We start from the raw sequence: 20,042 nt of genomic DNA, 5'->3' as shown, positions 1-20,042 counted from the left end.
ATTTATTGGAGACGCTGGAAGCGTCCACCGGGCAGTCGTGCGACCCGGCCGTCAAGCTCCAGCTCCAACAGGATGGCGAAGAGGGCATCGGGCGTCAAGTTGCTGCGAGTGCACAATGTATCCACGTCGGCCGGATCGAAGCCCATCGCAGCCAGGACACGCTCTTCACCCGGTGCAGGCGGCGTACCCGCCACAAGCGTTTGCGGCGCTGCTGACCGGGCACCCGGCACCGCCCAGCGCAGTTCATCGAGCACATCTTGCGCGGATTCGACCAGCTTGGCGCCTTGCTTGATCAGCTGATGGCAGCCTTTGGACATCGGTGAGTGGATCGAGCCGGGTATCGCGAACACCTCGCGCCCGAGTTCGCCGGCCAGCCGCGCGGTGATCAAGGATCCGCTCGCCGGCGCTGCCTCCACCACCAGAACCCCTTGCGCGAGCCCGGCAATGAGTCGGTTGCGCTTGGGGAAGTTATGCGCGACGGACGGAGTGCCGAGCGGAAACTCGCTCACGATCGCGCCGCCTTCGGCGATGCGCCGTGCCAGCGGCGCGTTTCGCGCCGGGTAGATACGATCGGCGCCCGTCCCGATGAACGCGAGCGTGCCGCCCACGCCTTCGAGTCCGCCGCGATGCGCCGCCGCGTCGATGCCCAAAGCCAGGCCGCTGACAATCAGCAACCCCGCTTCCGACAACGCTCGCGCGAAGGCCTCTGCATTGGCCAAGCCCTGCGCTGTAGCGTTGCGGCTACCTACCATGGCAAGCGCCGGCCGGTTGAGCAGCTCGGTGCGCCCTTTGACGTACAGTAGCAGCGGCGGGTCGGCCGATTGCAGCAGGGCTTGCGGATAGTGAGCGTCGGCAAGCGTAACGATGGCGTTGCCGGGCTCCTCCACCCAGGCGAGCCCGGCGTCGATGGCTGATCTGTTGTCGGTATCGAACAGCTTGGCGGCCAGCATGTCGCCGACAACGCCTGCCACTGCGCGGCGCCCCGACGCAAAAACGGCCTCCGGTAGTCCGAAGGCCGTCAACAGGGCTCGCTGTTTTTCAGGGCCGACGCCCGGCGTCAGCGTCAGCCTCAGCCAGGCCGAGCGTTCGGCCGTCGGGTCGCTCAAGGTTGGCGCACGGAATCGGCAACCTTGACCGGGCCACCGCTTTCCATGACCAGCGCGTAGGCGACGCGGTCGAACACGCGGAACACGAAGATCAGCCCATAGCGTTCATCAGGCAGCTTGATCGTCTCTTTCTTGCCGTCCATGTCGTACTTGGCGTCGCCACGATTACGATAGACCGCCAGCACATGCCCCGGCTCAACGCCGGCCGCGCGGCCGGCGGAAATCGTCACCACACTGTACTTGCCGGTGTACTGGATGCCGTCGTGAACCTTGACGATGCGGGCATCGACATTGCCCGAAGGCGCGTGCGGCACGAAGGACATGATGTCGGCCTTGGCCGCCGGCAACATCCGGTCGCCGGCATTGACTTCATGCTGAACGGAGGTCACCTGCAGCGTTGCCGGCGCACCTTCCTGCATCACACGGGCGGTGCCGAGATAGGCCGCCTCGTAACCGAGCAACTCGTTGGTGACCGGATCCTTGACCGGCTGAGCACGGCGGTAGATCTGCCAGTCACGCACCCCGGCGGTCACGTCCCGACCGAAGATCGTGTCACCCGGACCATTGAGGAGGCGCGCATCGTCAGAGGCGACGATGGTGGCGCTGCCGGCGAGATCTTTTTCCGACACGAACAACGGACGCGTCAGGAAGGGCTCGATCCGGTGCAGCGGCACGCTCGGAATCGGGCTGATGTCTTCCACGCGAACCTGGGGCTTGAGCTTGACGGTGTCGCCGCTGGCGCCCGGCGGGGTCGTAGTCAGGTAGGGGCCGCTGCGATCCAGATAGATCGTCTGACCCGGGTAGATCCAGTGCGGATCCTTGATCTGCTCGCGGTTAAGACGCCACACCTGGGGCCACAGCCACGGATGCTTGAGGAACTTGCCGGAGATATCCCACAGGGTGTCACCTTTGACTACGGTGTAGGAATCCGGGGCGTTTTCGGCCAGCTTGACGGTATCGGCCACCGCGGAAACGGAAGCGGTGAAGAGTCCCAGAGTCAGGGCCAGCACGGATATAATGCGGAGCATGAATGCGCCTCGGTGTTGTTGAGCCGTCGCGGGCGAGTGCCGCAGCGGCCTGTTATTGGTGCTTTAGCACACGAGCATCGAGATTTCACTTCAGATTCTGCACATAGTCACTTCTTCCAGCAAGCATTTATGGCGCTCTTGCCCATTCTTCACTACCCCGATCCGCGCCTTCACAAGAAGGCCGAACGGGTCACCGAGGTGGACGATTCGGTCCGCCAACTCGTACGCGACATGGCCGAGACCATGTACGCCGCGCCCGGCGTCGGGCTCGCCGCAACGCAGGTCGACGTGCACAAGCGCATCGTCGTCATCGACGTCAGCGAGGACAAGACCGGCCTGCGAGCGTTCATCAATCCGGAAATCACCGAACGCTGGGGCGAACAGGACTGCGAAGAAGGCTGTCTGTCGGTTCCCGGCATCTACGAGCGGGTTTCCCGGGCAGAGCGGGTGAAGGTACGCGCGCTGGACGAGAACGGAAAACCCTTCGAGCTTGAGGCCGAGGGCCTGCTCGCGGTGTGCATCCAGCACGAACTGGATCATCTGGACGGCAAGGTGTTCGTCGAATACCTGTCGCACCTCAAGCAGAACCGCATCAAGGTCAAGCTGGCGAAGCGCGCGCGCATCACCGCCTGACCGCCGCAGCGGAGCCTGGCTCCGCGCCCTGACTACGAGAGCGGACCCCCATGCGCGTCGCCTTTGCCGGAACCCCTGAATTTGCCGCCGAAGCCCTGCGTGCGATCCTCGCCGCCGGCTACGACGTGCCGCTCGTGCTGACCCAGCCTGACCGCCCCGCCGGGCGTGGCATGCAGATGGTCGCAAGCCCGGTCAAGCAACTCGCGCTGCAGCACGGAATCCCGGTCGATCAGCCGGAAAAACTGCGCACGGAAGAGCAGCAGGCCACGCTGCGGATGGTCAAGGCCGACGTCATTGTTGTCGCCGCCTACGGACTGATCCTGCCGCAAGCCGTGCTCGACTTGCCGCGCTTCGGCTGCGTGAATATCCATGCCTCGCTGTTGCCGCGCTGGCGTGGCGCAGCCCCCATCCACCGTGCGATCGAAGCGGGTGACCGGGAAACCGGCATCACGATCATGCAGATGGACGCAGGACTCGACACCGGCGACATGCTGCTGCGCCGCGCGCTCCCCATCGATCCGGCGGACACCACCGCGACACTGCACGACAAGCTCGCCGTGATGGGCGGCGAACTGATCGTCGAGGCACTGCCGCGCATCGCGCTGTGCGAGATGGCGCCGGCACCTCAGCCAGCGGCAGGCGTTACCTACGCGGCAAAGATCACCAAGGCCGAAGCGGCGATCGACTTCCGGCAACCCGCCGAGCTTCTGGCCCGTCGCCTGCGCGCCTTCGATCCTTTCCCCGGCGGCGTGGCGACGCTCAACGAAAGTGCCATCAAACTCTGGAAAGGCTTCGCCGAACCCGGCAGCGCGGCGCCCGGCAGCATCGTTGCCGCCGACGCCGAGGGCGTGCTGGTGGGCTGTGGGCAAGGCCTGTTGCGTCTGACCGAGTTGCAGAAGCCCGGCGGCAAACGCCTCGCGGCGGGCGACTTTCTGCGCGGGCTCCCGCTGCAGGCCGGTGCGGCATTCGCCCTGCCACAGGCTTGATTTCCGCCACACCCGAACCCAACTCAGCGCCTGAAAGCATCGCTTCGAAAGGACCTCCGATGTTCGGAAACTGGCTGAAGACCTCGATCCTGATGGCCGGGATCATTGCGTTGTTCGGCATCGTCGGCGCCGCCATCGGCGGACGCAGCGGCATGCTCCTCGCGCTGCTGCTCGGCGGTGGCATGAACCTGTTCTCGTACTGGTTCTCCGACAAGATGGTGCTGCGCATGTACGACGCGCAGGAAGTCGACGCAGCCACATCGCCCTACCTGTACAACATGATCGCTGGCCTGGCACGCAACGCCGGGCTGCCGATGCCGCGCGTCTACATCATCAACGAACAGCAGCCGAACGCCTTCGCCACTGGCCGCAATCCCGACCACGCAGCCGTTGCGGCGACCACCGGCATCCTGCAGATGCTCACCGAGCGGGAACTTCGCGGCGTGATGGCGCATGAGCTCGCGCATGTAAGGCACCGTGACATCCTGATTTCGACCATTTCGGCGACGCTCGCCGGCGCAATCTCGGCTCTGGCCAACTTTGCGATGTTCTTTGGCGGCCGCGACGAAAACGGTCGCCCGGCCAACCCCTTGGTCGGCATCCTGGTGGCGCTGCTCGCGCCGCTCGCCGCCAGCCTGATCCAGATGGCCATTTCGCGCGCCCGTGAATACGAAGCCGACCGTGGCGGCGCGGAAATCTGCGGCGATCCGGACGCACTCGCCGACGCGCTGCAGAAGATCGACTACTACGCGCGCGGCATTCCGATGCCCGCGGCCGAAGCGCATCCCGAAACCGGCCAGATGATGATCATGAATCCGCTCTCCGGTGGCGGCATCGCCGGCCTTTTCTCGACCCACCCGCCGACAGAAGAGCGCATCCGGCGCCTGCGCGCACTCGCCCGGGCATGATCAGTGTCGCGGACAGTACGCTGCCCGCCTCGCTGATCGAGGCCTACCGCAGCGCCCGATACCGCATCCTCGCGCCGCTCTCGCTCACGTTGCAGATCGATCAACCCGAGCCTGCGCTGACCAAGCTGTTGAACGCCCACGGCAGCGCCGCAATCGTGACGGCGGTGAACCCCGGCAGCCGACTCCTTGGCGCAGAGGAGAACGCGCAAAGACTCGCAGCACTGCGCCGCGTCGTCGCCGAACACGGCGTAGCGGCTTGGCCAGCACGCGGCGAATCGCCGCTTGGCGAGTGGCCAGATGAAGAGAGCCTGTTCCTGCCCGGCGCCTCGCACGCATTTGCCAGAACGCTTGCCGAATCCTTCGGCCAGAACGCCTTCGTTGCCATCGCGCACGACCTGACGCCACGTCTGATCCTGTTGCGCTGAACCGCGGCAGCTTGCGTCGCGGCCGCCAAACGGGTACATGTCATGGCCAAACCTTACCGGACCGAAAGCGGCCCCGCCTCCATGTCCAGCTTCCGCCCCCGCCCGCCCGGGCGCACCCCGATGCGTTCTGACGCATCGGCCTCGCCACGCCGGCCCGCGACTGACCGGCCGCCGCAGCTGCCGCCACTACCTCCGGATTCCCTGGCGCGTGCCTTGTGGGTGGCTGCCGAAGCGGTCGCCCAAGTTCGCGAGGGCTACGCCCTCAATGACGGACTGGCCAGCCTGTGGAGCGCGCACCCCGATCTGCCACCCGCGACGCGTGGCGCCGCGCAGGACCTGATCTTCGGCACGCTGCGCGACTATGGGCGCGGCGATGCGATGCTCGCCCGACTGCTGCGCCAGCCGCTCACCGAACCCACCATCGACGCACTGCTGCGCGTGGCGCTGCATCGGCTGGAGGTGCGGCCCGACACCGCCCACACCGTGGTGGACCAGGCCGTCGAAGTCGCTGCGCGGGTCGCCCGCGGCGGACTCAAGGGCCTGGTCAATGCGGTGCTGCGCAACGCGCTGCGTCAGCGCGACACACTCGCGAGCGCGCTGACGCGCAGCCCGGAGGCTCACTGGCGGCATCCGGTATGGTGGATTGAACGCCTCAAGCGCAACGCGCCGCACGACTGGGAAACCGCACTCGCGGCGAGCAACATGCATCCGCCCATGACCCTGCGGATCAACCCGCGCCGCAGCGCGCCCGAGGCAGTCATCGCCGGTCTCGTCGAAAAAGGCTATGCCGGACGCCCGCTCGGCCCGCACGGCTGGCGGCTCGACCACCCCGTTCCGGTCGCCACGCTGCCGGGCTACGCCGAGGGCCTGCTCTCAGTGCAGGACTGGGGTGCGCAGCAAGCGGCCCCGTTGCTGGACGTCGCACCGGGCATGCGGGTGCTGGATGCCTGTGCCGCCCCCGGCGGGAAGGCCGCACATTTGCTGGAACTCACCGACTGCCAGCTCACAGCCATTGACGCAGACCCACGCCGCGTCCTGCGTATCGAAAAAAACCTTGAACGCCTCGGCCTCGTCGCCGACGTGCGCTGCGGCGACGCGCGCGAACCGCGCTTCTGGTGGGACGGCCTGCCATTCGACCGCATCCTGGCAGACGTTCCCTGCTCGGCATCGGGCGTCACCCGGCGCCACCCGGACATCAAGTGGTTGCGCAGAGCCGACGATATCGGCAATTTTGCAACAGTGCAGCGCGAGATTCTGGACGCGCTCTGGCCGCTCCTCGCACCGGGCGGCAAAATGCTCTATGTGACGTGCTCGGTGTTCCCGGAGGAAAACAGCCTCCAGATTGCCCGCTTTGCGGGCAGCCATGCGGATTGCCGACGCGCCCCGCTCGGCTCGGCGCTCGAGCGAACGCTGCTGCCCGATGCGGACCATGACGGTTTCTTCTTTGCTTTGCTCGAAAAACAGGCTTGACCCGACTGCCCCCTTGCGGGCGCTGCTGCTCGTCGCAGCGCTGCTGCTGGCTGCATTTGCGCCCCTCGCCCAGGCACAGAGCACGGCGTCGATCCGTTACGCCGAGCTGCTGCCGACCGACGATCAGTACATCCTGAACGCCGACATCTCGGTTGAGCTCAATCCGCGCCTTGAAGAGATCGTGTTGCGCGGGATTGCGCTGAATTTCGTCGCCGAGTGCATCCTGACGCGTAGCCGCTGGTACTGGCTGGACGAAACCATCGTTGAACGCCGTGTCGGCTATCGACTCACCTACCATGCGCTGACGCAGAAGTACCGGCTGGCGGTGGGCGCCCTCGGGCAGAACTTCGACAGCCTCGGCGAAGCGTTGCGCACGATGACCCGCCTGCGCAACTGGAGCATCGTCGATCGCTCGCGCCTGCGCGGAGGGGATTCCTACAACGTCGCCCTGCGATTCCGCCTCGACACCGAGCAGTTGCCCAAGCCGTTCCAGGTCACCGCAATCGGGTCGCGCGACTGGAGCCTCGAAACCGACTGGTCTCGCTGGACTTTCCTGGCGGCGCCCGCCGAACACCGATGAAGGCCGTCGTCGCCGCAGTCTCGGCACTCGCGGGCATCCTGCTCTTCCTGCTCGCGGCGGCGAGTTCAAAGTCTTCGGTCCTGATCCGCAACTACCCCTTGCTGCTCGGCCTCAACGGCTCGGTGGCGGCACTGTTGCTCGGGCTGGTCGGCTTCCAGGTACGCACACTGTGGATCCAGTACCGCGAACACCAGTTCGGTTCGCGCCTTAAGGTCAAGCTGCTAGGGCTGTTCGCCCTGATGGCCCTGGTGCCGGGCCTGGTGATCTACGGCGTGTCGCTCCAGTTCGCGACCCGGTCGATCGAATCCTGGTTCGACGTCAAGGTGGACGCCGCTCTCGACTCCGGCATCCAGCTCGGCCGCAACGCCCTCGATTACCTGCTGGAGCAACTGGCAAACCGCGCCAAAGACACCGCCGAGGCGCTCGGCGAGAGCCTCACCAGCGGCAACGCGGCGGTATCCGCCGCGCGCCTCGATCGGCTGCGAGACGAAGCCGGCGCCGATACCGCGGCACTGCTGGCCGGCAACGGCAAGGTGCTGGTGTCCAGCGTCGGCACCGGCACCGCGCTGGCGCCCGAGTCGCACTCCAGCGCCACCCTGCGCCTCGCGCGCGGCACCCGCGGGCTGCGTACGGTCGAAGGCGAGGGCAGCGGGGAGCTGTGGCTACGCGTGATCGTGCCGATCCCGGCCCGCAACCTGGCCACCAATGCCGAATTCCTGCAGATGTCCAAACGCGTGCCGCCGCAGATCGCCCGCACGATGGAAAACATCCAGAACGGCAATCGTGACTATCAGGAACTGCTGCTCGGCCGCGAGGGCCTGATGCGGATCTATGGCCTAACCTTGACACTGACCTTGCTGCTGGCCTTGTTCGCCGCGATCGCCGCGGCCTTCGAAATCGCGCGCTCGTTGTCGGCGCCACTGTCGATCCTCGCCGAGGGGACGCAGGCCGTCGCGGCGGGTGACTTCAGCCCGCGCCAGGCGTTGCCGGGTCGCGATGAACTCGGTGTGCTGACCCAGAGCTTCAATCGCATGACGCGGCAGTTGCAGGACGCGCGCGGCCAGGCCGAACGCAGCCGCGCCGAGGTGGAAGCGGCTCGGGTCTACCTCGAGAGCGTGCTCGGTAACCTGTCTGCCGGGGTGCTGGCGTTTTCCGACAACGGCCGCCTGCGTGCAGCCAACCGCGGGGCCATGCAGATCCTCGGCGATGATCTCGCCGGCTTCGAGACACTGACGCTCGAGACCTGGCCGCGGCACCACGCCTTCCGCGACGCCGTGCTGCGCGGTTTCGACACGAATGACGAAGACTGGGCGCGCGAGACCGAACTCACCCGCGACGACGGTCGCAACCAGACGCTGCTGTTGCGCGGCTCGCGTCTGCCGCCGGGCAGTGCCGGCGGCTACGTCGTGGTGTTCGATGACGTCACGGAACTGATCTCGGCCCAGCGCAATGCCGCCTGGGCGGAAGTGGCGCGGCGACTCGCGCACGAGATCAAGAATCCGCTCACGCCGATCCAGCTCTCGGCTGAACGCCTGCAGCACAAGCTTTCTTCCAAGCTGGATCCGGATTCGCAGGCGATGCTTGCGCGCGCCACGCAGACCATCGTGAATCAGGTCGAAGCGATGAAGAACATGGTCAACGACTTCCGCGACTACGCCCGGATGCCACCGGCCACGCTCGCGCCCCTCGACCTCAATGCGCTGATCCGCGAAGTGCTCGGCCTCTACGAAAGCTCGCGGGTGCGCATCGAACTGGTGCTGGCGGCCGACCTGCCGCGGGTGTTGGGTGACCCGACACAGTTGCGCCAGGTCATCCACAACCTGCTGACGAATGCGGAAGATGCGCTGGTCGAGACCGATGCACCTCAGGTGAGTTTGCTCACCCGTCGCGAAGGGCGCCGCGTTGAATTCCTGGTGCGCGACAACGGTCCGGGCTTTCCGCCGGCGATGCTCGCGCGCGCCTTCGAGCCTTATGTCACCAGCAAGGCGCGCGGCTCCGGGCTTGGCCTTGCGATCGTCAAGAAGATCGCCGATGAACATCGCGGCGATATCACGATCACGAATATCGAACCCCACGGTGCGGAAATCCGGCTTCGACTTCCGCTTGCTCCCACCGTCTGATACCGTTGCAGGCTATGGCAAAGATTCTGGTGGTCGACGACGAGGTCGGCATCCGCGAACTGCTCTCCGAAATCCTGTCGGACGAAGGCTACGACGTGATGCTGGCCGAGAATGCAGCGGCAGCACGTAACGCACGGCTTTCTGCGCGTCCGGACGTGGTGCTTCTGGACATCTGGATGCCGGATACCGACGGCGTCACCCTGCTCAAGGAATGGGCAGCGAACGACCTGCTAACCATGCCGGTGATCATGATGTCCGGCCACGGCACGATTGATACCGCGGTGGAAGCAGTGCGCCTGGGCGCGATGGACTTCCTGGAAAAGCCGATCGCGCTGCAGAAGCTGCTGTCGGCCGTGCGGCGCGGTCTTCAACGGCAACCCTCGGTGCGCCCACGTGCGGCGTTGTCGCTGGCATCGTTCCCGCGCTCGGCACCGCTCAAGGAGCTGCGCCGTCGGCTGGAACAGATCACCGAGAAATCGCGCTTGCTCACGCTGCGCATCGGTTCCGGCAGCATTGTCGAGCTGTGCGCGCGCACACTGCAGAAGCCCGGCGCGCCGTGGTTCGATCTCGCCACACTAACGCAACCGATCGACCTCGCCGCGCTTGAAAACGCGCGCAGTGGCGTGCTCTTCGTCGAAGATCTGGCGAGTCTGTCGCGGGCACAGCAGAAGAACCTGAGCTTCGCCCTCGAGCGCCTCGACAAGTACGACCTCAGCGCGGTCTGCGGATCGAGCCGCAGCGCCGAGGACCTGATCGCCGAGGGCTGGGATCCGCTCACCCTGAAGCGCCTGTTCGAAGTGACGCTGGCACCACCGTCGCTGGCCGAACTCAAGGACGAGATTCCCGAACTCGCGAATCAGGCGCTGGTGCAATTGTCGGAATCGGGCGAAGTGCCACCGCGCCGCTTCGCGACGGCCGCATTGAATGTGTTGCGCACGAAGGGCTGGCCCGGTGGTTTCAACGAGTTGCGCGCCGCGGTGCGCTCGCTGGCGCTAGGCACCCTCGAAGAGGAAATCGGTGCCGAGGATGCGCAGCGCCTGCTCGGTCGCACACCGACGGCCGCCGCGTCCGCGTTGCCGCTCGACCTGCCGCTGCGCGAGGCGCGCGAGTGCTTCGAGCGGATGTACTTCGAATACCACCTGCAACTTGAGAGCGGCAACATCACCCGCCTGGCGGAGAAAACAGGGCTGGAGCGCACCCACCTGTACCGCAAGCTCAAGCAGCTGGGCATTCCACTCGGTCGCCGCAACGACGTCTGAACGATCGCCGCTTCAACGAAAAGGCCGCCCAAGGGCGGCCTTTTGTTTCGGCGCACAGCGCCTCAGGCGACTTCGCCGAGATAGGCGGAACGCACCTTCGGGTCGTGCAGCAGATCCTGACCGCTGCCGGTCAGCGTGATCTTGCCGCTCTCCATCACATAGGCACGGTTCGAGTAGCCCAGCGCCAGATTCGCGTTCTGTTCGACCAGCAGCACGGTAACCCCCTGCTTCATGACCGTATGGATCACCTCGAAGATCTTTTCGACGATCAGCGGCGCCAGCCCCATCGACGGTTCGTCGAGCAGCAACAGCTTCGGACGCGACAGCAGTGCCCTGCCGATCGCCACCATCTGTTGTTCGCCCCCCGAGAGCGTGCCGGCGACCTGCGCCAGACGCTCCTTCACCCGCGGCAACAAGTCATAGACGCGCTGCAGATCGGCTTCGATCTCGGCGCGGTCCTTGCGGGTATAGGCACCCATGCGCAGGTTCTCTTCCACCGTCAGCCGGGTAAAGATGCCGCGCCCTTCCGGCACCAGCGCGATGCCCGCGCGCAAACGCTTGTGGGCAGGCAGGGCGCCGATCGGCTCGCCGAGGTAGCGCAGGCTGCCGGCGGAGAGTTGCAGGGTGCCGGCGACTGCGTTGAGCGTCGTGGTCTTGCCGGCACCATTGGCGCCGATCAGCGAGACGAGTTCGCCGGGAAAGAGCTCAAGGCTGATGCCCTTGACCGCTTCGATCTGGCCGTAGGCGACCTTCGCCTCGCTCAGCTGCAGGATCGGGGACGCCGGATTAGTGTGCGGCATGGTGCGCCCCTCCCAGATAGGCCTCGATCACCGCAGGGTTGCGTTGCACTTCGGCGGGTACGTCTTCCGCAATCTTCTTGCCGAAATCGAGCACCGCGACGCGATCGCACAGCCCCATCACCAGCTTCACGTCGTGCTCGATCAGCAACACGGTCGTGCCATCGCCGCGGATGGTTTCGATCAGCGTGCGCAACTGGCCAGTCTCGGTCGCGTTCATGCCCGCGGCGGGTTCGTCGAGTGCGAGCAGGCGGGGTTCGGTCGCCAGGGCGCGGGCGATTTCCAGACGCCGCTGATCGCCGTACGAGAGGTTGCGCGACAGCGTACGTGCATGGCGCTCGATGCCGACGTACTTGAGCAGTTCGTAGGCGCGCTCGGTGGTCAGCTTCTCTTCCTCGCGGGTGTGGCGGGTTTGCAGCAGCACGCCGAGCAGCCCGGTGCGGGTGCGGATGAAGTGGCCCGCCATGACGTTTTCCAGCGCCGTCATTTCGCGGAACAGACGGATGTTCTGGAAGGTGCGCGCGATGCCGCGCTTGACGATGCGATCAGGCTTGCCGAGCGGCAATTCGGAGCCGTTGAAGACGAATTCGCCATCTTCCGGGGTATAGGCGCCGGTCAGCACGTTGAAGAAGGTCGTCTTGCCGGCACCGTTCGGGCCGATCAAGCCGTAGACCTCGCCTTTGTTGATCGTCAGCGAGACTTCGCTGAGCGCCTTGAGTCCGCCGAAACGCTTGCTGACAGCGCGGGCTTCGAGCAGACGGATCATCGCGCCGTCTCCTTGTCGCCGAGCAGATCGGCCCGGGAGTAACGGGCCTGCGCGGGAATCAGGCCCGCCGGTTTGAGCAGCATCATCAGGATCATGGCGAGTGACAGAAGCAGCATGCGCAGCACTTCGGGGTCGAGATAGACCTTGCCGAAGAGCATCTGCTGCACCGGCAAAGCGATGTAGCGCAGCACCTCGGGCAGGAATGACAGTGCGAGCGCGCCGACGATGACGCCGGCGAGGTTGCCCATGCCGCCGAACACGATCATCGTCAGGATCGCGATCGACTCCATCAGCGTGAAGCTCTCCGGACTGACGAAGCCCTGAAACGCGGCGAAGAGGCCGCCAGACACGCCGCCAAACGTTGCCCCCATCGCGAACGCCAGCAACTTCAGGTTGCGGGTATTGATGCCGATCGCCTTGGCTGCCAGTTCATCGTCGCGGATCGCCGCCCACGCGCGCCCGATGCGCGAGACCTGGATGCGCTTGATCAGGATCACCGCCAGCACCACCGCCGCGAGGAATACGAAGTAGTAGAGGTAGAGCGACTTGATCTGCAGCGATTCGGTCAGCACGAGCGAGCGGTTGATCTCGACACCGAACAGCGACATCCCGTCGATCTGATCAATGCCCTGCGGGCCATTGGTGATATTCACCGGATGGGTCAGGTTGTTCATGAAGATGCGCACGATCTCGCCGAAACCGAGCGTCACGATCGCCAGGTAGTCGCCACGCAGGCGCAGGGTCGGAAAACCGAGCGCGATGCCGGCCAGCGCCGCAAACGCCGCGCCGAGCGGCAGCACGATGTAGAAGGGCAGGTGGATGCCGAAGTGCGGCGACGCGAGGAAGGCCCAGGTGTAGGCGCCGACCGCGTAGAACGCGATGTAGCCGAGATCGAGCAGGCCGGCAAAGCCAACCACCAGGTTGAGGCCGATCGCGAGCAGGATGTAGAGCATCGCGAAATCGAGGATGCGCACCCAAGTGTTGCCGAACATGCCAGCCACGAAGGGTGACAGTACCGCCAGGGCCACCAGCGCCCCCAGCGCCGCTTTGGGGTTGCGCTTGCCGAGATAGGGAATGGCTTGCGAGATGTCGTTCATGTCCGCTCCCCGACTCAGGCGCGATCCGCCACACGCTCACCGAGCAGGCCGGTGGGGCGGAAGATCAGCACGATGCCGAGAATGATGAAGGCGAAGATGTCCTGATAACTGGAATTGAGCCAGCCTCCGCTCCAGGTCTCGATGTAGCCGGCGCCGATGGCCTCGACCAGACCGAGCACGATACCGCCGACCATCGCGCCGGCAAGATTGCCGATGCCGCCGAGCACGGCTGCCGTGAAGGCCTTGAGGCCCGGCATGAAGCCCATCGAATAGTGGGCAACGCCATAGTTGGACGCAATCATCACACCGGCCACCGCGGCCAGCGCAGAGCCGATGACGAAGGTCATCGCGATGATGCGGTTGGTATCCACGCCCATCAGGCTCGCGACGCGGTGGTTCTCGGCCGTGGCGCGCATCGCGCGCCCCATATTGGTCTTGGTCACCAGCACGATCAGGCCCACCATCATCGCAGCCGACACGCCGACGGTCGTCATCTGCACCGGCGTCATGAACACGCCGCCGAGGATTTCAACCGGCGCGGTCTGGATCAGTTGCGGAAAGCTGTGATAGCTGCGGCCCCAGATGATCATCGCGAGCGTCTGCAGCAGGAAGGAAACACCGATCGCCGTAATCAGCGGTGCAAGGCGCGGTGCATTGCGCAAACGTCGGTAGGCGGTGCGCTCGATCGTGTAGCCGATGAGCATGCACACCGGCATCGCGACCAGCAGCCCAAGCACGAAATAGGTGATCGGGCTCAGCCCCGGCACGGCGATCTGCAGGAACGAGATTGCCGAGAAGGCCACCAGCGCCCCGACCATCAGCACATCGCCATGCGCAAAGTTGATCAGGCCGAGAATGCCGTAGACCATCGTGTAGCCCAGCGCGACGACGGCGTACACGCTGCCGACCACCAGGCCGTTGATGATCTGTTGAAGAAGGGTTTGCATCACGGGAGGAGTCCTCGCGGAAGGGGCGCTTGGCCCCGGTCGGATCCGGCGCGCGGCGGAACGCCGCTCGCCGTTCGCCCCTTGCGGAGCGCATCCGAACACGGAGCGCGCCGGGATGGCGCACTCCGGGGTTACATCAGTTCTTCAAGGCCTTCCAGGCACCGTTTTCGTACTGGTACACGGTGATCGAGCCCGCCTTGATGTCGCCCTTGTCGTCAAACGCGACGACGCCGGTCACGCCCTTGAAGTTGCTGGCCTTGAGTGCGGGCAGATACTTCGCCGGGTCGGACGAGTTGGCCTTCTTCATTGCCTCGATGAGGGCCGCGGCCGCGTCGTAGGCATACGGCGCGTAGATCTGCACGTCAGCACCGAACTTCTTCTTGAAGCGCTCCTTGAAGTCCTTGCCACCCGGCATCTGCTCAAGCGGCAGACCCGCCTGGGTGCAATAGTCGTTGGGGCCGATCGCGTCGCCCGCCAGCTTGATGATCTCGCCGGTGCAACCGCCGTCGCCGGTGATCCACTTGGCCGTGATGCCCAGCTGCTTGACCTGCTTGAGCATCGGGCCGCCTTGCGCATCCATGCCCGAGTACACGATTACATCCGGGTTGGTGGCCTTGATCTTGGTGAGAATCGCCATGAAGTCGGTGGCCTGGTTGTTCGTGAATTCACGTGCAACCACGGTGCCGCCGCCAGCCTTCACACCCTTGTCCACTTCGTCGGCAAGGCCCTGGCCATAGGCGGTGCGGTCGTCGATGATGGCGACCTTCTTGCCCAGCTTCTGGGCCGAGTACTTGCCGATCACCGCGCCCTGCTGCACGTCGTTGGCGATGGTACGGAACACCGCCTTGTAGCCCTGCTGCGTCAGCTTCGGGTTGGTTGCCGACGGGGTGATGACCGGGATACCCGCCTGATCGTAGATACGCGAGGCCGGGATCGTGGTGCCCGAGTTCAGATGGCCGACGACGCCCTTGACGCCGGCGTCCACCAGGCGCTGCGCAACCGTGGTGCCGGTCTTCGGGTCGGCTGCGTCGTCTTCGCCGATCAGTTCGAACTTCACCGCCTTGCCGCCGATCTTCACGCCCTTGGCGTTGTACTCGTCGACAGCCATGCGTGCGCCGTTTTCGTTGTCCTTGCCAAGGTGAGCGATGTTGCCGGTAAGCGGGCCGACGTGGCCGATCTTGATCACATCTTCGGCGTGGGCTGCGGACAGACCCAGACCCAGTACAGCAAGGGCGACTGCGGTTTTCTTCATGAACTCTTCCTCCTGTTGAGAAATCGAACTGGTGCGTGGCCATGATGCCGTTGAGGCCGATGACACCCGCCTGACGACGTGAGGCGCGGCGAGCGTTGCCGCCGCATCTGCTGGCACGATGGTAACCAAAGCGGTGAAGCGCGGTGCATTATGCCCCAGCGCGGGGCGGCAAATGACCCGGAAAATACGTACGCCGACACCTGCCACAACAGTGACGCAAGCGTCGTGCCATCACTCGCCGCGAGCAAGCGAAGAGATGACAGGCGCGCGGCCGGCGGTATTCGCGATGGGCGAGGTGTCGTTCGCCGCGCTGGCGGCGAGTCCCACGCGTCTGCCGGAGTCTGGCTTCGATGGCAGGCGTGCTTGCGGCAGTCGGCCCGCGAGAGGATGTTTGGCAGCACCCGAACGGTGCGCAGTAGTGCAGCTTCTCGGTGATGTCTGACGGCTGACTGGCGACGCTAGATGCCGGCGTCGGCTGGTTGCAAACGAGCTCGCGAAGCGACACGTCAATGGTGTAGCTCAGGGCCAGCAGGCGCCGCAACACCCAGTCGCAAACACCGGCTGACGCCCGCCGACTTCGCCGGTAGAAGTTCGCGCTGTGGGTGTGGAGGAGGAGGCGCCGAGGAAGGGGTGGGGCGCCTGGTCAGTGCATTTCGGTGCGGATGGGCGCGTGCTGCGCACCACCCGGACCGATGTGCCGCGGCTCCAGGCCGCGCCAAAACACTGCAGCCAGTTCAGGCGCGCGCCGCAGCGGGGATCTGACTCCAGCCGCGCGCACGCGCTTCGTAGCGTGACAGCGCAAGATCGTCGGCGCGAATTTCCGGCACGCGACCCAAGACCAGATCCGAGACCACACGGCCTGAGCCGCAGGCCATCGTCCACCCCAGCGTGCCGTGGCCGGTGTTGATGAAAAGGTTCGCGAATCCGGTTGCGCCCACGATCGGTGTGCCATCCGGCGTCATCGGGCGCAAGCCGGTCCAGAACTCCGCCGCTTTCAGGTCGCCGCCGCCCGGGAAAAGATCGTGGGTGACCATTTCCAGCGTGGCACGGCGCTTCGGGTTGAGGCGCAGATCGAAACCGCCGAGTTCGGCCATGCCGCCGACACGGATGCGGTCGTCAAAGCGCGTGATCGCAATCTTGTAGGTCTCGTCCAGCACCGTCGAGACCGGCGCACGCGCCGCGTCGATCAGAGGCACGGTCAGCGAGTAGCCTTTGACCGGATACACCGGCAGCTTCAGGCCCAGCGCTTTTGCGAGGCCACGCGAGTAGCTGCCCGCAGCAAGCACATAGCGATCGGCAACCAGGCGCTCGCCGCCGGCGCGCACCGCGGTGATGCGCCCGCCTTCGGACTCGATCGCCTCGATCGTCGTGTCAGTGCGGAAACGAACACCCAATTTCTCGGCCATCTGTGCGAGGCGCGTGGTGAACAGCTGACAGTCGCCCGTCTCGTCGTTGGGCAGGCGAAGGCCACCGCTGAGTCGATCGGCCACGCGAGCCAGCGCCGGTTCCGCGCCAGCGAGCTGGTCGGCGCCCAGGAGTTCATGCGCGACACCGAGTTCGCGCAGCACGGCGACGTCACGTGCCGCGGCTTCGAGTTGCGCGTCTGAACGGAACAGCTGGAGCGTGCCTTGCGTCCGTGCTTCGTAGGCGATGCCTGTTTCGTGGCGCAAGCTGCGCAGGCAGTCCCGCGAATACTCGGCCAGCCGCATCATGCGCGCCTTGTTCTCGCTGTAGCGTTGCGCCGTGCAATTGGCCAGCATCTGGGCCATCCAGTTGAGCTGGAAGAGGCTGCCGTCCGGGCGAATGGCGAGCGGCGCGTGTTTCTGGAACAGCCACTTCATGGCCTTCAGCGGAATCCCGGGTGCGGCCCAAGGGGTTGAGTAGCCGGGCGAGACCTGCCCCGCGTTGGCGAAGCTGGTTTCCAGCGCGACACCGGGCTGACGGTCGATGACCGTCACTTCGACGCCGGCACGGGCAAGGTAATAAGCGGTGCTGACACCGATGACGCCGCCACCTAGAACTAGTGTTTTCATGGCACTTTCAGTCCGAACTCAAGTTATTTCGAAGTCTATGGACCTGTCGGCAGAGCTTTTCACTATTTTCGTGGTGCATTACAGTGAGCGTGCAGCCCGAGGATCGGGCGTCACCGAGAGAAACAGGAAAAATGCGGGCGCTCGACAAGATTGACCGGAAGATTCTCGACGTCCTCCAGCAGGACGGGCGCATCACGATGACGGAATTGGCCGAACGCATCGGCTTGTCCACCACGCCGATCGCGGAGCGCGTCAAGCGCCTGGAGCGCGAGAAAGTGATCACCGGCTACTACGCCCGGGTTGATCCGAAAGCGCTGGGGCTAAACCTGCTGGTGTTCGTCGAGATTCGCCTGACCTCCAAGTCGGGCGAGATCTTCGATCAGGTGAAGCGTGCGCTGGAATGGATGCCGGAAGTCATGGAGTGCCATCTGGTTTCCGGCGACTACGACTATCTGATCAAAGCGCGGATCACCGAGATGGCGGATTACCGCCGCCTGCTGGGGCAGGTGCTCAATCGCCTGCCCGCGGCCGCCGAATCGCGCAGCTATGTGGTGATGGAAGAACTGAAGGAGACACTGTACCTGCCCACCGCTTAAGCGACCCAAGCCACGCTAGGTGGCTTGCACGGGTTCGGGATAGGTCGGCTGCTGCGCGAGGATGCGCCGCCGGGTCGCACGGGCGTGGCTGACCCAGGCGAGGCGACGCCAGCGGATGTACATGGCAATGCCGCGCACCCACTCATCAGCCGCCATCGCGATCCAGACCCCGAGCAGACCCCATCCGGCGTGGACCCCGAGGAGCCAGGCCACACCGACCGCCACGCCGAACATCGAGAAGACACCGAAACCCACCGGAAAACGCGCGTCGCCGGTGGCACGCAAGGCGTTGATCACGACAAGGTTGAAGGCGCGACCGGGTTCCAGCACCAGCGTCACCCACAGCAACTGGCTTCCCGCCGCAATGATGGTCGGGTCGTCGGTAAAGAACGAGAAGATGGCGCGGCCGCAAAGTGCAGCCACCAGGGCCAAGGTGGTCGAAACGCCCAGCCCCCATGCGAGGGCACGCTTCACATCGGTATTCGCATCATGCAGGTGCCCGGCACCCACCTGATGGCCGACCACAATCTCGGTGCCAAACCCGATCGCAAGACCGGTCAGCAGGATGAAGTAGCTGACCTGCAGCAGGTAGGTGTGGGTCGCGAGTTCCGAGCTGCCCATCGCCGCGACGAAGGCGAGCACCCAGGTGAATGCGATTCGGTAGGCGACGTTCTCGCCCGCCCCGGGCAGTCCGATGTGCGCCATCTCGCGCATCGGGCCAGCGCGCAAGCGCCACCAGTCCGAGCCGTGGGGGCGAATCTGCAAGCGCAGCCGCCAGAGCCAGAGGTGCAAGGCAACCGATGCGATGCGCGCAAAGAGGAATCCAAGCCCGATACCAACCAGACCGAGTTTGGGGATGGGCCCGAAACCGAACATCAAGGGCAGGCCCGCCGCCAGCGAGACCACATACATGCCGACCATCAGACGCAGGGTGTCGCGGGTGTGGGTGTGGGCGCGCAGGACCGATGACATGGTGGCGATCACCGCGTCCGCGCACAGGACGAAGCCGAGGATCACCAGATAGGGTTGCGCTTCGGGTCGCAGTGCTTCCGGCAATTGCATGAGGCTCAGCAACGGCCCCGCACCCAACGCAACCACCGCACCCGACGCAAGCCCCAGCCAAACGGCCGCGCCGAGGCTGGCACGCGCGATGCGCTCGGCACCGGCGCCGTCGCGGGCACCGAGATACTGCGTGATCACGACGCTGGCCCCGACCCCGACGAGGCGAAACAGGATGATGAAGAAGGCCATGATCTGGTTTGAAAGACCGAACGCGGCGGCCGTGTCATCGGAAATGCGAGCGGTGAGCCATACGAAGAGCAAACCCACCAGCGCGTGCAGCAGGTGCTCCGAAAAGATGGGCCAGGTAATTGCGAAGAGTCGCGGCCGGGGAGGAATGGGATGGCGGGTCATGCGGGGCACTCGAGGTGATGTGGGTGCGCCGCGTTCGCAAGGCGATGTGACGCGGCAACGGGCAAAAGTATGCCCGACGCACTAATCGCCTCCCCGGTGGATTTTGTAGGGTTGAGCCCCCAAAAGTGTTAGCAGAAACGAACAAGGGCAGCTTTCGCTGCCCTTGTCGGGGTACTGCTGCAAGACCGCTCGGCTCAGTGCCCGCGCTTCTTCATCCGCTCGATCATCGCCAACTGCGCGGCGGCCTCGGCCAGTTCGGCCTGAGCGCGCGCGTAGTCCAGCTTGGATTCGCGATTGGAAAGGGCTTCCTCTGCCTGGCGCTTGGCATCCATGGCCTTGGCTTCGTCCAGATCGCGACCGCGAATCGCGGTATCGGCCAGAACGGTCACCAGACCCGGTTGCACTTCCAGGACGCCGCCCGCGACGAAGATCAACTCGTCGTGAGCCTGATCCGGCAGCTTGAGACGCACCGCGCCCGGACGGATCCGGGTCAGCAAAGGCGTGTGACCGGGCAGGATGCCCAGTTCGCCCGCTTCACCCGGCAGCGAGACCGCTTCCGCCAGACCCGAAAAGATCTGCTCTTCGGTGCTGACTACGTCGACATGAACTGTCATTGCCATTTGCGT

At 65.2% G+C, this 20,042-nt stretch carries 19 protein-coding genes; 9 read left to right on the top strand and 10 right to left on the bottom strand.

Translation table 11 applies throughout. The features are described from left to right. Nucleotides 1–2 precede the first annotated feature (2 nt). Nucleotides 3–1,106, bottom strand: coding sequence for a DNA-processing protein DprA (gene dprA / locus GGR36_RS16255; RefSeq protein ID WP_183635831.1), 1,104 nt, complete (start codon nt 1,104–1,106; stop codon nt 3–5). Further along, entirely contained in the window at nt 1,103–2,134 is a 1,032-nt protein-coding gene (locus tag GGR36_RS16250; protein WP_183635830.1) for a LysM peptidoglycan-binding domain-containing protein, read from the bottom strand. Before GGR36_RS16250 ends, dprA begins: the two co-directional genes overlap by 4 nt. A gap of 129 nt (nt 2,135–2,263) precedes the next feature. Between GGR36_RS16250 and def the strand changes: the two genes are divergently transcribed. The 8 genes from def (at nt 2,264) to GGR36_RS16210 (ending at nt 10,515) form a co-directional block, all read left to right on the top strand. Continuing rightward, entirely contained in the window at nt 2,264–2,767 is a 504-nt protein-coding gene (def, locus tag GGR36_RS16245; RefSeq protein ID WP_183635829.1) for a peptide deformylase, read from the top strand. A gap of 50 nt (nt 2,768–2,817) precedes the next feature. Further along, on the top strand, nt 2,818–3,753 hold the full coding sequence (fmt, locus tag GGR36_RS16240) for a methionyl-tRNA formyltransferase (protein ID WP_183635828.1): 936 nt from the start codon (nt 2,818–2,820) through the stop codon (nt 3,751–3,753). A 59-nt stretch (nt 3,754–3,812) separates the two neighbouring features. Next, nucleotides 3,813–4,661 (top strand): zinc metalloprotease HtpX, encoded by an 849-nt coding sequence (htpX, locus tag GGR36_RS16235; protein ID WP_183635827.1) that lies wholly within the window; start codon nt 3,813–3,815, stop codon nt 4,659–4,661. Continuing rightward, the gene (locus GGR36_RS16230) at nt 4,658–5,086 is read left to right on the top strand and encodes a DUF3293 domain-containing protein (protein ID WP_183635826.1); all 429 of its coding nucleotides are present in this window, start codon (nt 4,658–4,660) and stop codon (nt 5,084–5,086) included. Before htpX ends, GGR36_RS16230 begins: the two co-directional genes overlap by 4 nt. Nucleotides 5,087–5,206: 120 nt before the next feature. After that, entirely contained in the window at nt 5,207–6,556 is a 1,350-nt protein-coding gene (rsmB, locus tag GGR36_RS16225) for a 16S rRNA (cytosine(967)-C(5))-methyltransferase RsmB (RefSeq protein ID WP_183635825.1), read from the top strand. A gap of 13 nt (nt 6,557–6,569) precedes the next feature. Next, complete coding sequence (locus tag GGR36_RS16220) at nt 6,570–7,136, top strand: DUF4390 domain-containing protein (protein WP_242533281.1); 567 nt, start codon at nt 6,570–6,572, stop codon at nt 7,134–7,136. After that, a complete protein-coding gene (locus GGR36_RS16215; protein WP_183635823.1) occupies nt 7,133–9,256 on the top strand; it encodes a sensor histidine kinase in 2,124 nt (707 codons plus the stop codon). Before GGR36_RS16220 ends, GGR36_RS16215 begins: the two co-directional genes overlap by 4 nt. A 14-nt stretch (nt 9,257–9,270) precedes the next feature. Beyond that, entirely contained in the window at nt 9,271–10,515 is a 1,245-nt protein-coding gene (locus tag GGR36_RS16210) for a sigma-54-dependent transcriptional regulator (protein WP_183635822.1), read from the top strand. 62 nt (nt 10,516–10,577) lie between these two features. Here GGR36_RS16210 and GGR36_RS16205 read toward each other — a convergent pair whose 3' ends face one another. From GGR36_RS16205 to GGR36_RS16180, 6 genes are all read right to left on the bottom strand, one after another. Next, a complete protein-coding gene (locus tag GGR36_RS16205; protein ID WP_183635821.1) occupies nt 10,578–11,315 on the bottom strand; it encodes an ABC transporter ATP-binding protein in 738 nt (245 codons plus the stop codon). After that, entirely contained in the window at nt 11,302–12,078 is a 777-nt protein-coding gene (locus GGR36_RS16200) for an ABC transporter ATP-binding protein (protein WP_183635820.1), read from the bottom strand. The genes GGR36_RS16205 and GGR36_RS16200 overlap by 14 nt, the downstream gene beginning before the upstream one ends. Next, nucleotides 12,075–13,175, bottom strand: coding sequence for an ABC transporter permease subunit (locus tag GGR36_RS16195; protein WP_183635819.1), 1,101 nt, complete (start codon nt 13,173–13,175; stop codon nt 12,075–12,077). Before GGR36_RS16195 ends, GGR36_RS16200 begins: the two co-directional genes overlap by 4 nt. 14 nt (nt 13,176–13,189) lie before the next feature. Beyond that, nucleotides 13,190–14,122, bottom strand: coding sequence for a branched-chain amino acid ABC transporter permease (locus GGR36_RS16190; protein ID WP_183635818.1), 933 nt, complete (start codon nt 14,120–14,122; stop codon nt 13,190–13,192). Between the two features lie 136 nt (nt 14,123–14,258). After that, complete coding sequence (locus tag GGR36_RS16185; protein ID WP_183635817.1) at nt 14,259–15,374, bottom strand: branched-chain amino acid ABC transporter substrate-binding protein; 1,116 nt, start codon at nt 15,372–15,374, stop codon at nt 14,259–14,261. 734 nt (nt 15,375–16,108) lie between these two features. Next, nucleotides 16,109–17,407, bottom strand: coding sequence for a D-amino acid dehydrogenase (locus tag GGR36_RS16180; RefSeq protein ID WP_183635816.1), 1,299 nt, complete (start codon nt 17,405–17,407; stop codon nt 16,109–16,111). A gap of 131 nt (nt 17,408–17,538) precedes the next feature. On the opposite strand from GGR36_RS16180, the gene GGR36_RS16175 reads away from it, so the two are divergent. After that, nucleotides 17,539–18,003, top strand: a complete 465-nt coding sequence (locus GGR36_RS16175; protein ID WP_183635815.1) for an Lrp/AsnC ligand binding domain-containing protein — start codon at nt 17,539–17,541, stop codon at nt 18,001–18,003. Nucleotides 18,004–18,018: 15 nt separating this feature from the next. Here GGR36_RS16175 and GGR36_RS16170 read toward each other — a convergent pair whose 3' ends face one another. Next, entirely contained in the window at nt 18,019–19,416 is a 1,398-nt protein-coding gene (locus GGR36_RS16170) for an MATE family efflux transporter (RefSeq protein WP_183635814.1), read from the bottom strand. Nucleotides 19,417–19,610: 194 nt separating this feature from the next. Then, nucleotides 19,611–20,036 carry a F0F1 ATP synthase subunit epsilon gene (locus tag GGR36_RS16165; protein WP_183635813.1) on the bottom strand — a complete coding sequence of 142 codons (426 nt, stop codon included), beginning with the start codon at nt 20,034–20,036 and terminating at the stop codon, nt 19,611–19,613. Nucleotides 20,037–20,042 lie beyond the last annotated feature (6 nt).

This window comes from Niveibacterium umoris (assembly GCF_014197015.1).
In the GTDB taxonomy this organism is placed as follows: Bacteria; Pseudomonadota; Gammaproteobacteria; order Burkholderiales; family Rhodocyclaceae; genus Niveibacterium; species Niveibacterium umoris.
The sequence above is the reverse complement of the archived record's forward strand: the minus strand, read 5'-3'. Positions and strand labels throughout refer to the sequence as shown.

What these genes read in the sequence shown, in the direction of transcription:
- GGR36_RS16195 (WP_183635819.1), bottom strand. Translation starts at nt 13,175, where the DNA reads ATGAACGACATCTCGCAAGCCATTCCCTATCTCGGCAAGCGCAACCCC.
- GGR36_RS16190 (WP_183635818.1), bottom strand. Translation starts at nt 14,122, where the DNA reads ATGCAAACCCTTCTTCAACAGATCATCAACGGCCTGGTGGTCGGCAGC.
- GGR36_RS16175 (WP_183635815.1), top strand. Translation starts at nt 17,539, where the DNA reads ATGCGGGCGCTCGACAAGATTGACCGGAAGATTCTCGACGTCCTCCAG.
- GGR36_RS16205 (WP_183635821.1), bottom strand. Translation starts at nt 11,315, where the DNA reads ATGCCGCACACTAATCCGGCGTCCCCGATCCTGCAGCTGAGCGAGGCG.
- GGR36_RS16180 (WP_183635816.1), bottom strand. Translation starts at nt 17,407, where the DNA reads ATGAAAACACTAGTTCTAGGTGGCGGCGTCATCGGTGTCAGCACCGCT.
- GGR36_RS16185 (WP_183635817.1), bottom strand. Translation starts at nt 15,374, where the DNA reads ATGAAGAAAACCGCAGTCGCCCTTGCTGTACTGGGTCTGGGTCTGTCC.
- fmt (WP_183635828.1), top strand. Translation starts at nt 2,818, where the DNA reads ATGCGCGTCGCCTTTGCCGGAACCCCTGAATTTGCCGCCGAAGCCCTG.
- GGR36_RS16250 (WP_183635830.1), bottom strand. Translation starts at nt 2,134, where the DNA reads ATGCTCCGCATTATATCCGTGCTGGCCCTGACTCTGGGACTCTTCACC.
- def (WP_183635829.1), top strand. Translation starts at nt 2,264, where the DNA reads ATGGCGCTCTTGCCCATTCTTCACTACCCCGATCCGCGCCTTCACAAG.
- htpX (WP_183635827.1), top strand. Translation starts at nt 3,813, where the DNA reads ATGTTCGGAAACTGGCTGAAGACCTCGATCCTGATGGCCGGGATCATT.
- GGR36_RS16210 (WP_183635822.1), top strand. Translation starts at nt 9,271, where the DNA reads ATGGCAAAGATTCTGGTGGTCGACGACGAGGTCGGCATCCGCGAACTG.
- rsmB (WP_183635825.1), top strand. Translation starts at nt 5,207, where the DNA reads ATGCGTTCTGACGCATCGGCCTCGCCACGCCGGCCCGCGACTGACCGG.
- GGR36_RS16165 (WP_183635813.1), bottom strand. Translation starts at nt 20,036, where the DNA reads ATGGCAATGACAGTTCATGTCGACGTAGTCAGCACCGAAGAGCAGATC.
- GGR36_RS16170 (WP_183635814.1), bottom strand. Translation starts at nt 19,416, where the DNA reads ATGACCCGCCATCCCATTCCTCCCCGGCCGCGACTCTTCGCAATTACC.
- GGR36_RS16215 (WP_183635823.1), top strand. Translation starts at nt 7,133, where the DNA reads ATGAAGGCCGTCGTCGCCGCAGTCTCGGCACTCGCGGGCATCCTGCTC.
- GGR36_RS16230 (WP_183635826.1), top strand. Translation starts at nt 4,658, where the DNA reads ATGATCAGTGTCGCGGACAGTACGCTGCCCGCCTCGCTGATCGAGGCC.
- GGR36_RS16200 (WP_183635820.1), bottom strand. Translation starts at nt 12,078, where the DNA reads ATGATCCGTCTGCTCGAAGCCCGCGCTGTCAGCAAGCGTTTCGGCGGA.